Source organism: Cognatiyoonia sp. IB215182, from assembly GCF_033963905.1.
In the GTDB taxonomy this organism is placed as follows: Bacteria; Pseudomonadota; Alphaproteobacteria; order Rhodobacterales; family Rhodobacteraceae; genus Yoonia.
Genome location: NZ_JAXBMB010000008.1, coordinates 205,355 through 224,175 on the forward strand (window position 1 = coordinate 205,355; position 18,821 = coordinate 224,175).

Annotated in this window: 18 protein-coding genes; 13 read left to right on the forward strand and 5 right to left on the reverse strand. The window is 60.1% G+C overall.

Going from position 1 to position 18,821, the window contains the following annotated elements; translation table 11 throughout:
* The first annotated feature begins 59 nt into the window (after positions 1–59).
* The gene (locus SLH47_RS17970) at positions 60–1,514 is read left to right on the forward strand and encodes an efflux RND transporter periplasmic adaptor subunit (RefSeq protein ID WP_320241374.1); all 1,455 of its coding nucleotides are present in this window, start codon (positions 60–62) and stop codon (positions 1,512–1,514) included.
* Positions 1,511–4,906, forward strand: coding sequence for an efflux RND transporter permease subunit (locus SLH47_RS17975; RefSeq protein WP_320241376.1), 3,396 nt, complete (start codon positions 1,511–1,513; stop codon positions 4,904–4,906). Before SLH47_RS17970 ends, SLH47_RS17975 begins: the two co-directional genes overlap by 4 nt.
* On the opposite strand, the gene SLH47_RS17980 is transcribed toward SLH47_RS17975, so the two are convergent.
* On the reverse strand, positions 4,903–5,703 hold the full coding sequence (locus tag SLH47_RS17980; RefSeq protein WP_320241378.1) for a protein-disulfide reductase DsbD domain-containing protein: 801 nt from the start codon (positions 5,701–5,703) through the stop codon (positions 4,903–4,905). The two genes, SLH47_RS17975 and SLH47_RS17980, sit on opposite strands and share 4 nt — an antisense overlap.
* A 104-nt stretch (positions 5,704–5,807) precedes the next feature.
* Here SLH47_RS17980 and SLH47_RS17985 point away from each other — a divergent pair, with 104 nt between their 5' ends.
* Positions 5,808–6,377: a YqgE/AlgH family protein gene (locus tag SLH47_RS17985; RefSeq protein WP_320241380.1), complete on the forward strand. Its 570-nt coding sequence runs from the start codon at positions 5,808–5,810 to the stop codon at positions 6,375–6,377.
* 13 nt (positions 6,378–6,390) lie between these two features.
* Here SLH47_RS17985 and SLH47_RS17990 read toward each other — a convergent pair whose 3' ends face one another.
* Positions 6,391–6,951, reverse strand: coding sequence for a TlpA disulfide reductase family protein (locus SLH47_RS17990; protein ID WP_320241382.1), 561 nt, complete (start codon positions 6,949–6,951; stop codon positions 6,391–6,393).
* Between the two features lie 14 nt (positions 6,952–6,965).
* On the opposite strand from SLH47_RS17990, the gene argH reads away from it, so the two are divergent.
* Genes argH through SLH47_RS18015 form a run of 5 tightly spaced genes read left to right on the forward strand, consistent with a single transcriptional unit; the run spans position 6,966 to position 12,873 of the window.
* Positions 6,966–8,357 (forward strand): argininosuccinate lyase, encoded by a 1,392-nt coding sequence (gene argH / locus SLH47_RS17995; protein ID WP_320241384.1) that lies wholly within the window; start codon positions 6,966–6,968, stop codon positions 8,355–8,357.
* A gap of 9 nt (positions 8,358–8,366) precedes the next feature.
* A complete protein-coding gene (locus tag SLH47_RS18000; protein WP_320241386.1) occupies positions 8,367–8,540 on the forward strand; it encodes a hypothetical protein in 174 nt (57 codons plus the stop codon).
* The gene (locus tag SLH47_RS18005) at positions 8,540–8,875 is read left to right on the forward strand and encodes a DUF2834 domain-containing protein (RefSeq protein WP_320241388.1); all 336 of its coding nucleotides are present in this window, start codon (positions 8,540–8,542) and stop codon (positions 8,873–8,875) included. Before SLH47_RS18000 ends, SLH47_RS18005 begins: the two co-directional genes overlap by 1 nt.
* Positions 8,876–8,935: 60 nt before the next feature.
* On the forward strand, positions 8,936–10,204 hold the full coding sequence (gene lysA, locus SLH47_RS18010) for a diaminopimelate decarboxylase (RefSeq protein WP_320241389.1): 1,269 nt from the start codon (positions 8,936–8,938) through the stop codon (positions 10,202–10,204).
* A gap of 44 nt (positions 10,205–10,248) precedes the next feature.
* Positions 10,249–12,873, forward strand: a complete 2,625-nt coding sequence (locus tag SLH47_RS18015) for a TIGR02302 family protein (RefSeq protein WP_320241391.1) — start codon at positions 10,249–10,251, stop codon at positions 12,871–12,873.
* Between the two features lie 6 nt (positions 12,874–12,879).
* On the opposite strand, the gene SLH47_RS18020 is transcribed toward SLH47_RS18015, so the two are convergent.
* Complete coding sequence (locus tag SLH47_RS18020) at positions 12,880–13,671, reverse strand: zinc-ribbon domain-containing protein (protein WP_320241393.1); 792 nt, start codon at positions 13,669–13,671, stop codon at positions 12,880–12,882.
* Positions 13,672–13,838: 167 nt separating this feature from the next.
* On the opposite strand from SLH47_RS18020, the gene SLH47_RS18025 reads away from it, so the two are divergent.
* Genes SLH47_RS18025 through SLH47_RS18045 form a run of 5 tightly spaced genes read left to right on the forward strand, consistent with a single transcriptional unit; the run spans position 13,839 to position 16,981 of the window.
* Positions 13,839–14,513 (forward strand): cell division ATP-binding protein FtsE, encoded by a 675-nt coding sequence (locus SLH47_RS18025; protein WP_320241395.1) that lies wholly within the window; start codon positions 13,839–13,841, stop codon positions 14,511–14,513.
* Positions 14,510–15,403, forward strand: a complete 894-nt coding sequence (locus SLH47_RS18030) for a cell division protein FtsX (RefSeq protein WP_320241396.1) — start codon at positions 14,510–14,512, stop codon at positions 15,401–15,403. Before SLH47_RS18025 ends, SLH47_RS18030 begins: the two co-directional genes overlap by 4 nt.
* Positions 15,400–16,128 carry a lysophospholipid acyltransferase family protein gene (locus tag SLH47_RS18035; protein ID WP_320241398.1) on the forward strand — a complete coding sequence of 243 codons (729 nt, stop codon included), beginning with the start codon at positions 15,400–15,402 and terminating at the stop codon, positions 16,126–16,128. Before SLH47_RS18030 ends, SLH47_RS18035 begins: the two co-directional genes overlap by 4 nt.
* Positions 16,121–16,729 (forward strand): pyridoxamine 5'-phosphate oxidase family protein, encoded by a 609-nt coding sequence (locus SLH47_RS18040; RefSeq protein WP_320241399.1) that lies wholly within the window; start codon positions 16,121–16,123, stop codon positions 16,727–16,729. The genes SLH47_RS18035 and SLH47_RS18040 overlap by 8 nt, the downstream gene beginning before the upstream one ends.
* Before the next feature lie 3 nt (positions 16,730–16,732).
* Entirely contained in the window at positions 16,733–16,981 is a 249-nt protein-coding gene (locus SLH47_RS18045; protein ID WP_320241400.1) for a hypothetical protein, read from the forward strand.
* 96 nt (positions 16,982–17,077) lie between these two features.
* On the opposite strand, the gene SLH47_RS18050 is transcribed toward SLH47_RS18045, so the two are convergent.
* Both SLH47_RS18050 and SLH47_RS18055 read right to left on the reverse strand, forming a co-directional pair.
* On the reverse strand, positions 17,078–17,755 hold the full coding sequence (locus SLH47_RS18050) for a M50 family metallopeptidase (protein WP_320241401.1): 678 nt from the start codon (positions 17,753–17,755) through the stop codon (positions 17,078–17,080).
* The gene (locus tag SLH47_RS18055; protein WP_320241402.1) at positions 17,756–18,718 is read right to left on the reverse strand and encodes an acetyl-CoA carboxylase carboxyltransferase subunit alpha; all 963 of its coding nucleotides are present in this window, start codon (positions 18,716–18,718) and stop codon (positions 17,756–17,758) included.
* Positions 18,719–18,821 lie beyond the last annotated feature (103 nt).

Below are 18,821 nucleotides of genomic sequence, written 5' to 3' on the forward strand. Positions count from 1 at the left end.
TAGAGTGGAATGCAGCGAGCCAGCGCCTAATTCTAGGCCAGCCAAGCAAGGAAGGTAACATGCGGTTTTTGCGCAGAAGTCTGACGGGCATATTCCTTCTCAGCGTGACTTTCGCGCTGATTGCATTCGCAGGCAACATGGTCCGCGAGGCTCTTGTCGCGCGCATGAATGAAGAGCCGCGCAGTTTCCCGCAGCGTGAGCGTGTTTTGTCGGTGAATGTGGTGACACTGGAGCCGCAAACGCTGACGCCGGAACTGACGGTTTTCGGTGAGTTGCGCAGCCAGCGCACGCTGGATTTGCGCAGCGCCACTGGCGGCACTGTACTCGACGCAAGCGATCTGCTCGTTGAAGGTGGCGCGGTGACGCAAGGCCAGCTTTTGCTGCGGATCGATCCGGTCGAGGCCGAGGCAGCGCTCGACCGCACCCGTGCCGACTTGCAGGACGCGCAGGCGGAGTTGCGCGATGCTGAACGCTCGCTTTTGTTGGAACGCGATGAACTTGCCGCTGCTCGGGCGCAGGCAAATCTGCGCGCGCAGGCCCTGACGCGGGCACGCGACTTGCAGACACGTGGTGTGGGCACGGCGGCAGCGGTGGAGGACGCGGAATTGGCAGCCTCATCGGCGGACGCTTCGGTTTTGACCCGTCGTCAGGCTGTGGCATCTGCCGAGGCGCGCATTGATCAGGCCCGCACCCGCCTTGCACGGGCCGAGATCAGTCTTTCCGAGGCCGAGCGTGATGTGGACGATACCCAGGTTTTTGCAGCTTTCGACGGTGTCCTGTCGGATGTAACAATCAGCCCCGGCGGGCGCGTGACCGCCAATGAGCGTTTTGCGCAATTGGTCGATCCAACACAGCTTGAGGTCAGCTTTCGCGTCTCGACCTCGCAATATGCGCGGCTTCTGGATACCGGCGGCCAGTTGCTCAATGCGCCTGTGCGGGTAGCCTTGGACGTATCGGGTGTGAACCTCACGGCGACGGGTACCATCATTCGTGAAGGTGCCACGGTGGGTGAGGGGCAGACTGGTCGTCTGCTCTTTGCGCGTTTGGATGCCGCACCCGGATTTCGTCCCGGTGACTTTGTGACTGTGCGGATTGACGAGCCCGAATTGCGCAATGTCGCCATGGTGCCTGCCACAGCACTGGCACCAGATGAGACGGTTCTTGTTGTGGGCGAAGAGGGGCGTCTGGAGCTTGGGCAGGTGGAACTTCTACGGCGGCAGGGCGATGATGTCATCATTCGTGTCGGCGATCTGGCCGGTGCCACGATTGTTGCAGAACGCTCACCGCTCTTGGGTGCAGGCATCAGGGTCCGCCCGATCCAGCCGGGCGGTGCCGCGCCGCAAACAGCGGAAATGATCACGCTTGATCCCGAACGCCGTGCCAAGCTGATCGCCTTTGTCACCGAAGGCCGGATGCCCGATGACGTGAAGGCCCGCATCATCGGTCAGTTGGAGCAAGACGAGGTCTCTTCTGAGACCGTCGCACGGCTCGAAAGCCGCATGGGCAGCGGATGATCACCGGTGGCGACAAGCTGAACGCTCGGGCGGGCGGCATCCTGTCCTATTTCACGCGGCACAAGACGGCCGCGAACCTGCTGCTTGTCCTGATGCTGACGGCGGGTTTGCTCGCCTTTCCGAATATGCGTGCGCAGTTCTTCCCTGATGTGGTCGTGGATGATCTGACCGTCTCGGTCACGTGGGATGGTGCTGGGGCCGAGGATGTGGACGAGGCCATCGTTCAGGTGCTTGAACCCGTGCTATTGGCTGTCGAGGGTGTCACCTCTTCAACCTCCACATCCCGCGAAGGGCGCGCGTCTATCCGGCTGGAATTTGAGCCGGGCTACGACATTGATCGCGCGGCAGAGGACGTGCAACTCGCCCTCGATAGCGCGGAGAGCTTGCCGGAGGATGCCGAAGACCCTTCCGTGCGTCGCGGTGGCTGGTCGGACCGGGTGACCGATGTGGTCATCACCGGCCCCGTTGGGGTGGATCAACTGGGTCGGTTTGCCGACGAGTTGTCGACGCGGCTCTTCACTGAAGGCGTGACGCAGGTGACTGTTCAGGGTGTCGCAGCCCCGTCAACCATTGTTGAGGTCCCGTCACTTTCACTGATCGAACATGACATCGGCCTCTCGGACATCGCCCAACGGATCGGTGAAGAGGCGCAGGCCGACCCCGCCGGTGATGTCTCATCCAACGCAAGGGTGCGGACTGGCGTCGCAAAGCGTAGCGCCGAAGAGATTGGCGCGATTGTCCTGCGCTCCAACCCCGATGGCTCAAAACTGACGGTTGCTGATGTGGCCACCGTCCGGGTTGAAGGCACGGATCGGGCACGTGCTTACTTCGTGGGAGAAGACTCCGCCGTCAAATTGCGCGTCCAACGCTCGGCTACCGGTGATGCGATTGGCATGCAGGAAACGGTGGAACGGGTCGCGGATGAACTGACCGCGACGCTGCCCGAAGGCGTGACGATCACGCTGACCAATGCGCGCGCCGAATTCATCACGGGCCGTCTGAACATCCTGCTGGATAACGGTCTGACGGGGCTGATGCTCGTCGTGGGCCTGTTGTTTCTGTTCCTGAATGCGCGCACCGCGTTCTGGGTCGCCTTTGGCATCCCGGCGGCGATGCTGGCGGCCATTGCGCTGATGTATGCAGTGGGTATCACGATCAACATGATCTCGCTTTTTGCGCTGATCATCACGCTGGGCATCGTGGTCGACGATGCGATTGTGGTGGGCGAACATGCGGATTTCCGGGTCAGGCATCTGGGCGAAGACCCGACCGTCGCGGCAGAACGGGCCGCGCAACGGATGTTCAGCCCCGTCTTTTCAGCGACGATCACGACAATCATTGCCTTCTTCGGCCTTGTCGCGATTGGCGGGCGCTTTGGCGATCTGATCGCCGATATCCCCTTCACCGTGATCGTCGTGCTGGCCGCAAGCCTCTTGGAGTGCTTTGTGATCCTGCCCAATCACCTGGCCCATTCGATGGCGCATTCGGCCAAGGAACACTGGTACGATTGGCCCTCGCGCACGGTTAACCGGGGCTTTGACTGGTTTAAGGAAAAAGTCTTCCGTCCTTTCATGCATATCGTCATCATTGCGCGCTATCCGGTCGTGGCGCTGGCGCTTGTGGCGCTGGCTACGCAAGTCACGCTCTTTATCGAGCGTGAGGTCAGCTGGCGCTTCTTTAACGCGCCCGAACAGGCGCAGGTGACCGGCAACTTCGCGATGCTGCCTGGTGCCACCCGCGATGACACGCTGGACATGATGCGCGAGATGCAGCGCGCGGCAGAGGCTTTGGGCGCGGAATATGAAGCGGAACACGGGCTGAACCCGCTGAAATTCGTGATCGCCGAGATTGGCGGGAATTCTGGTCGCGCTATTGCAGGTACGGATACCAAGGATGCCGACCAGCTTGGCGCGATCACCATCGAGCTGATCGACGCCGATAGCCGCCCCTATACCAGCTTTGCCTTTGTCAGCGCCCTGCAGGACACGATTGTGCAACACCCCATGGCCGAAACCGTCAGCTTCCGCTCTTGGGGGACGGGGCCGGGCGGGGACAGCCTGGATATTCAGATGTTCGGCGCTGATAGCGAGACGCTGAAGGCAGCCGCAGAGGCGCTTAAGACCCGGCTGGCCCAGTTCCCCGAGATCTCCGGGCTTGAAGACACGCTCGCCTATGACAAGGAAGAGCTGATCCTCGAACTGACCCCGCAGGGCGAGGCACTGGGGCTGGGGATTGATGCGCTGGGCCGTGTCCTGCGCAATCGCCTCGGCGGGATTGAGGCCGCGAGTTTTCCAGTTGGCGCACGGTCCGGCACGATCCGGGTGGAATTGCCGGCGGGCGAGCTGTCAGCGGACTTCCTGGACCGGACCCAGATCAGAACACCGCAAGGCGCCTATGTCCCGCTCGCCGATGTTGTCACCGTGCAAAGCCGCACAGGTTTTTCCACCGTGCGGCGGGAAAATGGCATCCAGCTGATTTCAGTCATTGGCGATCTTGATGACGAAGACGCGGCGCGGGCCACTGAAATCCAACTTGCTATCAATGAAGATATCCTGCCCGGTATCGAAAGCGATTTTGCGATTGAAACGCAGCTTTCGGGGCAAAGCGAACAGGAGCAGCGTTTCCTCAACGATGCGCGCACCGGGCTGATCCTTGTGCTGCTGGGGATTTATTTGACCCTCTCGTGGATTTTCAGCAGCTGGACCCGGCCCGTTGTCGTCATGTCGATCATTCCCTTTGCCTTGGTTGGCACGATTTATGGCCATTATGTCTGGGAGATTCCGCTCAGCATGTTCACAGTGGTCGGTCTGATCGGGATGGTTGGGATTATCATCAACGACAGCATCGTGCTGGTCACGACGGTGGATGAATATGCGCAGGATCGCGGCCTGGTGCCCGCGATTATCGACGGGGCGGTGGACCGACTGCGACCGGTGATGCTGACGACTTTGACAACGGTGCTGGGTCTCATGCCGCTTCTGTACGAAGGCTCGAACCAGGCCGAGTTCCTCAAACCAACGGTTGTGACGCTGGTCTTCGGCCTGGGCTTTGGCATGTTGCTGGTCTTGCTGGTTGTGCCTTCGGTCATGGCGATGCAGCAGGATGTGCATCGGCAGGTTCAGGCCGCCAAGCGCGCCTTGCGCGGACGCCGTGCGGCGATGCTTTTGCCAGCAGGTATCGGGGCACTAGGGGCCGTTGGTCTCTTTGCAGCAACCGTTGGGCCCGTAATCTTCACAGGCGCGCCGTTGACCGGCGTTGTTGCGCTGCTGCCAGCACTTGCAAATGGCTTTGCCCCGGCCTTTGTGATTTTCCTGGGTGGTCTCGCGGTGTGGCTGCTGGCAATCTATGTCGTCGCGGGGATCGCGCAGGGCCTTGGTCGCGCACGGGCCTAGCCCGCAGCGCAGCCCTGAATATCGATGGCCTGATTGTCACCCAGCACGGTGATCCGCACCGCTGTCCGATCCAGCGCAAATGCCTCTCCGGTGTGATGCACCATATCGACAGTCGCGCTGAGCCTGTTGCCATCGCGGGCGATATCCGCTTCGGAGACCCAGACATGGGCATCGCCGGCCTCGACAACCACAAATTCCTTGGCAGCCATTGGCGGGACGTCAATCACCGTGGTGACCTGCAAGCCATCGCTAATCGGATCGATCCGGCAGATCACAGTGCCGACATTCGCCTCATCTGCCGTGAGGGGACGGTTGATCAAGGCGGCGGTGATTGCTGCATCGCGCTCGCCCTCGACTGGCAGCAGTTCGTCAAAATCCAACGTGACGGGGATGCAGATTTCCTCGCAAACCCCGATATGGATCTGGCCGCTGATCCGCATCGGCGCTTCTGGATCAACACTGTAGAGCCGCAAGGGGAAGACGACGGAATTCTCATATCCAACCGAGTACATGTCGTTCTGATAGAAGAGTTCAGGCACCGGCCAATGCGGCGTGAAGCCGGTAATGTTTTCCGATCCGGTGAGCGAAAACTGAGGCGGGATGCCGCCGTCACCCGGCGCGCGCCAATAGGTTTTCCAACCTTCATCCATCGTGATGCGCAGGCCCGCCATATGCTCACCTGCCGCATTCCGCCAGCCCGGCAGAATCTCGACCGAGGCCAGATCATCAAACGGGCCAGCCGTGCCGAATACGGGTAACGCCGCAAGTGCGAGTGATATGAGCGTCGTTTTGCGCATGACACGTTACTTATGCAAAGCGCCTGCAATGGGAAGTCACGTTTACGACAGACCTTGCAATGTTGACCCTTGCGTCACACCAGCCCAGACCACATTATTAAGGTATGGCAGAAGAAACGGTGCATCTTGCGGGCAAGCTCCTTGTTGCGATGCCGGGTATGGGCGATCGACGTTTTGCCCATAGCGTGATCTACATGTGCGCCCATGACGAGGAAGGCAGCATGGGCCTCATCGTCAACAAGCCGCAGACAAATGTCGACTTTAGCAATCTGCTGGAAGAGCTTGAGATTACGCGCGGTCCAAATGCGCGTGACATCCGCGTGCATTTTGGCGGGCCGGTTGAGCTGGGGCGCGGCTTTGTGCTGCATTCAAGCGACTATGCTGCGGCCCATGGCACATTGCAGGTCGATGATCATGTCGGCATGACAGCGACCTTGGAAGTGCTGGAGGATCTCGCCCAGGGCAAGGGGCCGAAAACCTCAATGCTTGCATTGGGTTATGCCGGTTGGGGGCCGGGGCAACTGGATCGGGAGATCGCGCGAAACGGCTGGCTCGTTTGCGACCCGCGCGAGGATATCATCTTTGGCCGTGCAAATGAGCATAAATGGATGGGTGCCCTGAAAATGATGGGGATTGATCCGCTGTTGCTGTCAGAAACGGCGGGGCGGGCCTAAGCGCAAAGATCAGTCAGGAGCCGGAGCCGATTAGCGTTTGCATGATTGCAATGGCATTGTCGCTGGCCCAATCCGCATCGCCCTGCATCCGCGCGATTTCGTTGCCTTCGGGATCCAAAACGATGGTCACCGGCAGGCCAAGCACACCGAGGCTGCGCGCAAGGCTTTGCCGCGCATCGGTGTGGAGCGGCAGGTTGTCGACACCGATTTCCTCAAAAAAACGCTGCATGCCGGGCAAAGGGTTACGTCCGGTTGCAATCGTCACAACCTCCAGATCGTCTCCACCAAGTTGGGTTTGTAAATCGGACAGAAGCGGCATCTCGTGGCGACAGGGCGCACACCACGTTGCCCAGAAGTTCAGAACCACGTGCTTGCCCTGATAGGCGTCCAGCGTCATTTCGACACCATCCTCGCTCATGAACGGCACATCTGAACTGGCAATCGGTTCTGGGTGAAAGATCAGCTTGCGCATATCGCCTTCGCGCATGGCATCTGCGGTCGCAATATCGGCTGCGCCCGGATTTGCAACGCTGAGAAGGGCCGTATAAAGCAGGGCTGACAATAACTTGCGCATAGGCTGTTTCCTTAATGACCAAATCCGCGAACACGATGTGGGGCGGGCGTTTTGCCGCCGGACCCGATGCGATTATGGAGGCGATCAATGCCTCAATCGGGTTCGACCGCCGCCTTGCGCCGCAGGACATCGCAGGTTCACGGGCCCATGCGGCTATGCTCGCCGCGACAGGCATCATTACCGATAACGATGCCGAGGCGATCCGGGAAGGTCTGCTCACCGTTTTGTCAGAGATTGAAACGGGGGAGTTTCCGTTTTCTGCCGCCTTGGAAGACATTCACATGAATGTCGAGGCGCGGCTGAAGGAACTGATCGGAGAGCCCGCGGGGCGGTTGCACACGGCGCGGTCGCGCAATGATCAGGTGGCTGTGGATTTCAGGCTCTGGGTCCGTGATCAATGCGATGCGGCTGACGCGGCGCTCGGCGCGCTTTGCCAAGCGCTTCTCGCGCAGGCCGAGGTGGGTGCGGACTGGGTCATGCCGGGTTTCACCCATCTGCAGACGGCGCAGCCGGTGACCTGGGGTCATCACATGTTGGCCTATGTCGAGATGTTTGCCCGTGACCGGTCACGTTTCGCAGATGCGCGCAAACGGATGAACCTGTCGCCCTTGGGGGCGGCGGCGCTTGCGGGTACGTCATTTCCGATTGATCGTGAGATGACAGCCAATGCGCTCGGCTTTGACGCACCCATGGCCAATTCGCTTGACGCGGTGTCGGACCGCGACTTTGCGCTGGAATTCCTCGCCGCCGCCAGCATCTGTGCGATGCATATGAGCCGTCTGGCCGAAGAATTGGTGATCTGGTCGAGCGCCCAGTTCCGGTTTGTGACCATGTCAGACAAATGGTCGACTGGCTCCTCGATCATGCCGCAAAAGCGTAACCCGGACGCGGCAGAGCTGATCCGCGCCAAGATCGGCCGCATTTTCGGCGCGAATGTGGCGCTGATGACGGTGATGAAGGGCCTGCCGCTGACCTATTCGAAAGATATGCAGGAAGACAAGGAACAGGTCTTTGATGCGGCTGATAACCTGATGCTCGCACTTGCAGCCATGACCGGCATGGTCAGCGACATGACCGCAAACCGTGAAAACCTGAAAGCCGCAGCCTCCAGCGGGTTTTCAACCGCCACTGACCTTGCCGATTGGCTGGTGCGCGAACTTGGGTTACCGTTCCGCCAAGCGCATCACATCACCGGTGCGCTTGTGGCTTTGGCCGAGGAGAAAGGGTGCGACTTGCCGGATCTGACGCTGGAAGAGATGCAAGAGACGCATGCTGGCATCCGCGCGGACGTCTTTGACGTGCTGGGCGTTGAAAACTCCGTGGCCTCACGCACAAGTTTTGGCGGCACCGCACCGGCAAATGTGCGCGCGCAGATCGCGCATTGGTCACAAAAACTCAATGCATGAGGCTTCGAGATGAAAAAGATCGTTTTGATACTGGGTCTTGCGGCTTTGGCCGCATGTGGTGCAAATGGTCCGCCGCTTGAGCCCAACGCAAATGTCGGCCTCAGCGTGGGTTCAAACGGCGTCAACACGACCGCGGGCATCGGCGCCTCAAACGGCACCGTCTCAGTGGGGCTGAGACTCTGATGCGGATCGTTTACCTTTTGCTGGCCATCTGGGGCACCGTGCATCCGATGTATTACTTCATCTCCTGGTTTCAGGAGAATGGCTGGAGCATCATGGCTATAGTCGATGCATGGCATGTGAACAACGCCACAAGCGGGCTGGTCTGGGATCTGACAATTGCCGCTGTCGCGCTTACCATCTGGATCATTTTTGAGGCCTTCAAAACAAAGAACTACCTGAGCCTGATTGCGATCCCCGCAACCTTTTGTATCGGCGTCAGCTGTGGATTGCCGCTTTATCTCTACCTGCGTGAGCGGGTCGTCTATTACAAAGACCGGCACACCGTCCGCGTTTAGGGTTGGCCAGCGTCAGCGATCTGCTATGTCCAACTCTGGTTTTGGACGAGGATCGCAGGCGTGGACCATTTTCTTTATCGTAACGGCGCGCTTTTTGCCGAGGATGTAGCGATCGCAGAGATTGCGGCTACGGTCGGCACTCCGTTCTATGTTTATTCGACGGCTACGCTGACGCGGCATTTCAAACTGTTTGATGAGGCGCTTAGCTTTGCAGATCATCTGGTCTGCTATGCGATGAAATCTGCTTCAAACCAGGCGATTATCAAGGTCCTCGCTAATGCGGGCGCGGGGATGGATGTCGTCTCGGGCGGGGAATACCTGCGTGCCAAGGCGGCAGGCGTGCCTGGTGAACGGATCGTCTTTTCCGGGGTCGGCAAGACCGCGGATGAGATGCGGATGGCGCTGGAAGGCGGCATCAGGCAGTTCAACGTGGAGAGCGAGCCTGAGATGATCGTGCTTGATCAGGTGTCGCAGTCTATAGGCCTCGTTGCACCTATCACCGTACGGGTGAACCCGGACGTTGATGCGAAGACGCATGCAAAGATCGCGACCGGCAAATCAGAAAACAAGTTTGGTATCCCGATCAGCCGCGCGCGTGAGGTTTATGCGATGGCGGCGAAACTGCCTGGTCTGAAGGTTGTCGGGATCGACGTGCATATCGGATCGCAACTGACTGAACTCGCCCCGTTTGAGGCCGCTTATCTGAAAGTCGCGGAACTGACGGAGCAATTGCGCGCCGACGGCCACGAGATCACACGCCTTGATCTGGGTGGGGGGCTCGGCATTCCCTATGCGCGCTCAAACGCCGCACCACCCCTCCCAACGGACTATGGTGCGTTGATCGAGCGCACGGTGGGGCATCTGGGCTGTGAGATTGAGATCGAACCGGGGCGCCTGATTTCGGGCAATGCGGGTCTGATGGTGTCAAAGGTGATTTACGTGAAATCTGGCGAGGATCGGGACTTTCTGATCCTTGACGGGGCGATGAATGATCTAATCCGGCCCGCTATGTACGAGGCATGGCACGATATCGTACCAGTGATCGAACCTGCACCGGGTGCCGAACCGGCAACATATGATATCGTCGGCCCGGTTTGTGAGAGCGGTGATACCTTTGCCAAGGGCCGTGTCATGCCCGCCGTGGGGCCTGACAATCTGGTCGCGTTCCGCTCTGCCGGGGCTTATGGCGCGGTTATGTCATCGGAATACAATTCAAGGCCATTGATCCCAGAGGTTCTTGTGGACCAAGATCAATTTGCAGTTATCCGCCCACGCCCTACCTATGAAGAAATGATTGCGCGCGATACGATGCCATCGTGGTTAGAGTAGTCGCATAACTTCGGAGAGAACCGCTGACAGCCGATCCCGATCAGATGCGACATCTTCAATTGCCGGTCGCCGCGACGCGCGCTGGCATGATCGCGGAAGAAGTTGTGCGGTCATTCTGGCCGCTCTGGACAGTCATCTTCCTGATCCTCGCGCCGCTCATGATGGGCTGGCAGGATCTCGTCCCGCTTGAGGTTTTTTGGGGTGGCGCGGTTGTCTCTGTCATCGCGACCCTCGCGGCGCTGATCTGGGGCGCGCGGCGCTTTCGGATCCCGACCAAGGCGGAGGCTGTCGCACGGGTTGATGCCGCATTGCCCGGCCGACCCATCGCGGCCATCGCCGATAGTCAGGCCATTGGCAGCGGTGATGCCGCGTCCGAAGCGGTCTGGCGCACCCATATGGCCCGCATGGCCGAGCGAACGAAGGATGCGCGCGCAATCGAGCCGGATTTGCGCGTCTCGGACCGTGACCCTTACGGTTTGCGGTTTGTCGCGCTCCTGTTCTTTGTGACCGCCTTGCTCTTTGGCTCGCTCCTGCGCGTGGGCTCCGTGGCCGAGATAGCGGCGGGCGGTGAACAGACGCTGGCAACAGGCCCTGTCTGGGAAGGCTGGGTCGAGCCACCGGCTTATACTGGCCGACCTTCGATCTACCTGAACGATGTGCCCGCAGGGCTATTGCGCGTGCCCGAAGGCAGCCAGATCACCTTGCGGCTCTACGGCGAGGTCGGCGCGCTGACCGTCGCCGAAACCGTCTCCGGCCGGGTTGAGGAATTGGGCGCGGCATCCGATGCGCAGCAGGAATTCACAATCACCCAGTCGGGCGTTTTGTCGGTCGTTGGTGAAAACGGCGTCGAATGGAACATCGTTGCCATCGAAGACATGCCACCGGAAGTCGACCTCACCGGTGAAATCGAAGCCGACGCGATGGGCGAATTGTCTCAGCCTTTCAGTGCATCGGATGATTATGGCGTGGAAAGCGGGACGGCGACGATTGCCCTTGATCTGACCGCCGTTGACCGCGTGCATGGGTTGGTGATCGATCCTGATCCGGTAGAGCCACTCGTTCTGGATTTGCCGATGCCTTTCACCGGGGACAGGTCCGAATTCGAGGAGTTTCTGATCGAGAATCTCAGCGAACACCCGCTCGCCAATCTGCCCGTGACGCTGCAGCTTGAGGTGACGGACGCCGCTGGCCAGACCGGTGCGACCGATCCTGAACCGCTGATCCTGCCCGGTCGCCGCTTTTTCCAACCGTTCGCGCGGGCTGTGATCGAACAGCGGCGCGACCTGATGTGGTCAAAGGCCAATATGCGCCGGGTGAGCCAGATTTTGCGGGCGGTGTCGCACCGGCCCGAGGGGCTGTTTTCGAATGAAACAACCTATCTGCGGCTGCGGACCATCATCCGCCGGCTCGATAACTTCCGCGATGTTGGTCTGACCGATGAAGGACAGGCCGAGATTGTCGAGGCGCTTTGGGATCTCGCAATCCAGTTGGAAGACGGGCGGCTTGCCGATGCCCGCGAACGCCTGCGCCGCGCGCAGGAGCGGCTGGCGGAGGCGATGCGCAACGGTGCCTCGGACGAGGAAATCGCCGAACTGATGCAGGAACTGCGCGAGGCGACCGACGAATATATGCGCATGCTGGCGCAAGAGGCTGAACCGAATGACGGCACCGATCAGGCCGATAACAGCGGCAACAGCCAGCAGATGTCGATGGATGAGCTGCAGGCGCTGATGGACCGCATCGAAGAGCTGATGCAGGAAGGCCGCATGGCCGAGGCGCAAGAGCTGATGGAACAGCTCAACCAGATGATGGAGAACATGCGCGTCACCCAAGGTGAAGGCGGTGACGGCCCGCAAACACCCGGCCAGCAATCCATGCAGGATTTGGCCGAGACTTTGCGGGATCAGGAACAATTGTCCGATGATGCGTTCCGCGATCTGCAGGAACAATTCAATCCCGGACAGGGCCAGCAACGCCAGCAAGATCAGCCGGGACAACAGGGCCAGCAAGGGCAAGGCCAGCAACCCGGCCAGCCGCAGGGCCAACAAGGCCAGCAGCCGGGCCAACCCGGTCAGGGTGGCCAGCAGGGGCAGGGCCAGGGCGTCGGCGAGGATTCTCAAAGCGGACAGGTGGGCAATGGCGCCGGTGGCGAGGGCGATCAGGATGCCCGCAGCCTCGCAGACCGTCAGCGCGCCCTGCGCGAGGAATTGCAGCGCCAGCGTGACGGCCTCCCCAACCTTGATGGCGAGGCGGGCGATATCGCGCGCCGTTCGCTTGAGCGGGCGGAAGGCGCGATGGAAGGCGCGGAAGATGCGCTGCGCGACGGCGATCTGCCCGAAGCGATTGACCGGCAGGCCGAAGCCATGGACGCGCTGCGCAACGGCATGCGCGAATTGGGCCGTGCCCTGGCGCAAAACCAGCAGGCGGAACCCGGGCAGGGATCAGAGCAGGGGCAGGCATCAGGCCGCCCGGTGCCTGGCCAGCGTGACCCGCTTGGCCGCGAGATGGGCAACACGGGTCAGCTTGGCACTGACCAACAATTGCTGGGCCGCGAAGAAATCAACCGCCGCGCCGAAGAGCTTTTGGGCGAGATCCGCCGCCGCTCAGCCGAACAAGACCGACCCCAGGTAGAACGCGACTACCTGCGGCGTCTGTTGGATCAGTTTTAGGTTGGCCTAGCCGCTGGCGCTGTCACCACCTGTCAGATCTCCAATCATGGCGCTTAGGGCCTGAACCTGATCATTCAGCCAAAGCCGCATCTGATCAATCGTCTCGACGTAAGGGACCATGTATTGGCTGAACTGCGGCAGGCTCTCGTTGATCTGCGCCTGAAAGAAGTAGGGCGCCATAACAATGGCCAGCAAAACCAGCACAAAGAAGAAGCCGCGCCGGAAACCGCGACGCTGCACCGCTTCGTATTGCTCGGCTTCGGTGAGGCCGGACGTATCGCTGGCCTCGGCGCGAGCCCGCAAGGAAGCGTTGATCTCTTCGATAGTCGGCACCGCGCGCAAATTCGCGTTCTGCGCAGCTGCCGCTGGTGCGGCTGTGGCCACAGCACCTGTTGAGGCCGCCGCAACGGCCGCCGGTGACGGCGCGGGTTTTGCCGCTTCGGCACTCGTCATCTCAGCAATGCGGCGACGTGTTTCCTCGACATTCACGCCGGGCGGACGCTTTTGCTCTTGCGTCGGCGGTGGACCGCCAGCCTCTGCTGCGCGTGCCTGACTTTCATGCGCGGCCTCCTGGCGCAGAATATCGCTGACAGCGGAATCGAGCGGTTTGCGAACGGGTGGCTCCGCAACTGGCGTGTTCAGCAAAAGCTCACTGCGCTTGCGACCGACCGCTGCGGGTTTTTCCGTCTGGAACCATGTATGTGCGCAGCTCGAACATTGCACATCGCGCCCACCTTCGGGGATAGCGTCATCCGCGATGTCATATTGCGCACCGCAATTAGGGCAAACTAGCCTCATCGTACTTCCATCCTTCTGCCCGGCAGCATGATCTTATTATTGTAGCCCCCGACAATCTAGCAATCACAGGCGCAAACGCAAAGCTTTTGCGTCATCGGCATAAGTCGGATCATTGAAACCTGTGGCAGATTTGGGCAGAAGGGCGCTGAGGCGCAAAGGAAAGCCACGTGATCGAACTAGATAAAGTGTCTTATGGCTATGGCGGCACGGCGCTTTTTTCACAGCTTTCACTGGCCCTGCAGCCCGGGTCTTTTCACTTCCTGACAGGACCCTCCGGCGCCGGTAAGACGACCCTGCTGCGGCTCTGTTATGCCGATCTTTATGCGCTTGGCGGGCAGGTGCGCCTTTTTGGTCAGGACATCGCGGCGCTTGATCGCGATGCGATTGCGCTCGCGCGGCGGCGGATCGGTGTTGTGCATCAGAATTGCGAATTCCTGGACCATTTGTCCGTTGCTGAAAACATCGCATTGCCGCTGACGGTGGCAGGTCGTGCACATGAAGCGGTGGAGAACCTGAAGGAACTGCTGGCCTGGGTCGGTTTGGGCCCACAAGCCGGGCAATTGCCGCCGGAGCTTTCGGGTGGAGAGCGTCAGCGCGCCGCGCTCGCGCGTGCGGTCATCATGTCGCCCGACGTGATCATCGCCGACGAACCGACCGGCAATGTGGATTGGGAGATGTCGCAGCGTCTGCTGACCTTGCTGGTTGAGTTGAACAAGATGGGCAAGGCGGTGCTGATCGCGACCCATGACCTGAATCTGATCCGGTCGGTGAAATCGGATGTCAACGCCCGTGTCTTGCGGCTGAGGGATGGGCAACTGACCCATGCGGGGACCGCGTTGTGAGGGCCGTGCTTGACCTCATTGTCGGCGACCGGCAAGCGGACCGGGTCGTGCCACCGACCGGTCTGACGGCGCGGTTGACAGTCTTTGCGGCCGCCGTGATGGCGTTTCTGGCGGTCATTGCGCTTGCCTTGTCGCTCAGCGCCGGTCGCGTCGCCGACCGTTGGGCGCAGGACCTCGCGCAATCAGCCACGCTGCGCCTGCCTGCCGATCCTGCCCTTGCCAATGCATTGCTGGACGAGGCACTTGAGGTTCTTCAAACCACGCCCGGCGTCGCCTCTGCGCGAGCATTATCGGCTGATGAGCAACAGGCCCTGCTGGAGCCCTGGTTCGGCCCCGACTTACCGATTGACACTCTGCCTGTTCCGCAATTGATCGAGGTGATCGCCACAGATGAAGGCTATGACGCGGCCGGTTTGCGCGCGCGGCTCAGCGGGCAGGTTCCCGGCGCGGTGCTTGACGATCACAGCGCCTGGCGCGCGCCTTTGCTGCAGGCTGCATCACGGGTCAGGTGGCTTGGCTGGCTGATCGTTCTGCTCATCGGCGGGGTTGTGGCCGCAATGATTTCGCTTGCCGCTCAGGCCTCGCTCAACGCCAATGCGCAAGTGATCCGGGTTTTGCGTGCTGTCGGCGCGCGTGACGTCTACATCGCACGCGCTTTCGTGCGGCGCTTTACCTTGCGCGCGGGCCTTGGTGCGACGGGTGGAGTTCTGCTTGGTCTGATCGCGATATCATTGTTGCCCGACAGCCAGGACGTTGGTGGGCTGATGACCAATATCGGGTTTCAGGGCTTTGGCTGGTTGTGGCCACTGGTTATTCCACCCCTATCGGCTATCGTCGCGTTCATCGCGACAAGGGCGGCCGCGTTTGCAAGGTTAAGGGAACAGATATGAGTAATCCGGTGCAGTGGGTGCGGTCGCTGATCTTCAATGGGCAGATGTATGTCGCGATGCTGGTCTGTGGGGTGATCTATCTGATCCCCGCCATCATCTCGCCAAGAGGAGCGATAGCGGGTTGTCATGCCTATTGCTTCTGGATCCGCTGGACCGCGTCCTGGATGATCGGGCTGAAGGTGGAAATCCGTGGTGAACCGCCGAAAGACGAGGTGATGGTCGCACCCAAGCACCAGTCGTTTCTGGACGTGCTGATGATCTATGGCGCAATTCCGCGCGGAAAGTTCATCATGAAATCCATCCTGCAATATGCGCCAATCATCGGGCAATTCGGGTTGCGGATTGGGTGCATTCCCGTCAACCGGGGCAAGCGCGGTCAGGCGATCCGCAAAATGGTTGAGGATGTCCGCGCGGGCCGCGTCTTGCCTGGGCAGCTGATCATCTACCCGCAAGGCACGCGTATCGCACCGGGGGTCAAGGCGCCTTACAAGATTGGCACCGGCGCGCTTTATAAGGAGCTCGGGCAACCGGTCGTTCCGGTGGCAACGAATGTGGGGGTGTATTGGCCCAAGCGCGGCGTGATGCGCAAACAAGGGACGGCAATCTTCGAATTTCTGCCGCGTATTGAACCGGGGCTCGCGGTTGAGGAGTTCATGTCGCGGCTCGAACACGACATCGAAACTGCATCAGACAAGCTGAACAAAGAGGCAGGCTTTCATGGATGACCACGTGATCACCGATATCGCAGCGCTAGAGGCGCTTTACGGCCAACCCGGCAAAGCATCACTGATCAAAGTCGCAGATCACGTGACCCCGCTTTATGCCAAATGGATCATGGCCTCGCGCCTTTGCATGGTCTCGACCGTCGGGCCCGAAGGCACCGATGGCAGCCCGCGCGGTGATGATGGCCCGGTGGTGCAGATGCTGGACCCCAAGACTCTGTTGATGCCCGATTGGCGCGGGAACAACCGGATGGACACGCTGCGCAATATCGTGGCTGACGGGCGGGTCAGCCTGATGTTCATCATCCCCGGCTCAAACAACGTGATGCGCGTGAACGGCACGGCGATCGTGTCGACAGCACCCGACCTCTTGGCCCGGTTTGATCAAAAGGGTCGTCAGCCCCGCAGTGTCGTGGTGATCACAGTGGCCGAGGTTTACAGCCAATGCGCCCGCGCGCTGATGCGGGCGCGGGTCTGGTCATCGGGCGATGAAAGCGCCGGTTTGCCGACAGTCGGAGAGCTGCTCGCCGAGCAAGAGGAGGGGTTTGACGGCGCCGCCTATGACGCCGAATGGCCCGAACGTGCCGCAAAGACGATGTGGTAAGCCATGAACTATGTCGAGTTTTTTGGACAGGCTGCGCTCTGCGCATTTTTCCTTTGGGCCTCTCGCATTATTCAGAACTGGCGCGAGGACAGAGTTCGACCTTTCTTAAGCGATTTTCAGCAGAACATATTTCGCCGGCTTCGGCTTACTTATTTTGCGCGCCACATGGATGTCATTTTGATGTTGGCTTATCTGATGTTCAGCATCGATATGCTTTCTCAGGCTATCGATAATGCAATTGGGCCATACTAGCTCGTCGTTCAAAGAAGTGAGTTGACGCGAGCGTTCATTCGTTATCGGTGGAGCGGGTGGCCTCTTAGATAAACATCTATCTGCATAATAACGTGTCTACTTGCTTCTGAACGCAAGGTTGCTGTTTGGCCCCAAACCACGGCGCAGGCATAAGCCGATCACGACAAGGCTTAGCGCCAGCCACAACCCGCCCCACATCATCGTTGTTCCGCCGAACTCCTCGGCCAGCATGCGCGCGTCAGACCGCAGGTTTGAGCGCGCAATCGTGTCGCTGAAAATGTCATAGGGCACGTAAATCATGCTGGTCAGCCCCATGACCCGCAGTGCGAGATCATTGGCCGCATGGTCCAGAAAACGCGCCATCAGTAGCATTGCGACGCCTATGCTAATCGCAAAGGACAGTGCAAAGAAATCCCGAATGTAAAGCCCGGCGACGACCAGCATCATCGCACCACATCCTGCCATGATCGCCCGATCCGCCTTGCTGCGCGTTGCGGCGACCAAAAGGCCCACACCGATCAGCAGGGAGCCAAGATATCCTGCGGTGAGCGTCAGAAAGCGGTTGCCGCCCCGGCTCCAGACCACCCCCCCCTGATCAGCCGACACGCTGAGGCTGATCACTTCACCACCGGTCAGGATCGTGGCCACTGCATGCGACAGTTCATGAAAGAAGACGATCAGGATTTTCAAAGGGACGACAACGGGCGTTTGCCAGAACGCAAAGACAAGTGCGGTCAGCAGCAAGAGCTGCCAATGGCCCTTAAGAAACGCCACTTATGCTGCAAGGCCTTTCGCGCCCAGATCAAGGTATTTGCCGCGCCGGTCGCCACGCAGTTTGTCGCCCGACAGATCGCGCAACTCGTTCAGAATTTGCACCAATGCCTCGCCCACGGATTTGATCGCCGCCGCACGGTCCCGATGCGCGCCACCTTCGGGTTCGGGGATGATCCGATCACAAACGCCAAGCTCGTGCAGGTCTTTCGGCGTCAGGCGCAAAGCCTCTGCCGCCTCGCGCATCTTCTCGGCGTCTTTCCACAGGATCGAGGCACAGCCTTCGGGGCTGATCACCGAATAGATCGAGTGCTCCAGCATCGCGACCCGGTTCGCGGTGGCAAAGGCCACCGCGCCACCTGACCCGCCTTCACCAATCACAACGCTGATCAGTGGCACTTTGAGTTCGAGGCACTTCTCGGTCGACCGCGCAATCGCCTCGGACTGCCCGCGTTCCTCGGCGCCTTTCCCGGGATAGGCGCCGGGCGTGTCTACCAGCGTGATGACGGGCAGACCAAACCGGTCGGCGAGGTCCATCAGACGGATCGCCTTGCGGTAGCCTTCGGGGCGGGCCATGCCAAAATTACGCTCGATCCGCGATTTGGTATCGTTGCCCTTTTCATGGCCGATCACCATCACAGGGTTACCCTCAAGCCGGGCAAGCCCACCCATCACCGCGTGATCATCGGCAAAGTTCCGGTCACCGGCAAGGGGCGTATATTCGGTGAAAAGCGCCTCGATATAGTCCTTGCAATGGGGCCTTTCAGGGTGACGCGCCACCTGACATTTGCGCCATGGTGTCAGATCGGCGTATAGCGAGGTCAGCAGGTCGGCGGCTTTCTTGTCCAGCGCGCTCGCCTCTTTCTCCACGTCCATCTCGGGGTTGTCGCGGGCCATCGCGCGCAGCTCTTCCGCCTTGCCTTCGATTTCGGCCAGCGGTTTTTCGAAGTCGAGATATTGGGTCATGACCACGCCTTATTCCAAAACTTTGCAGATATATGGCGTATGGGTCGCATGATGGCAACGGCACCAGAATGTCATGATATTGCCATTTGACCTCCACATGCAG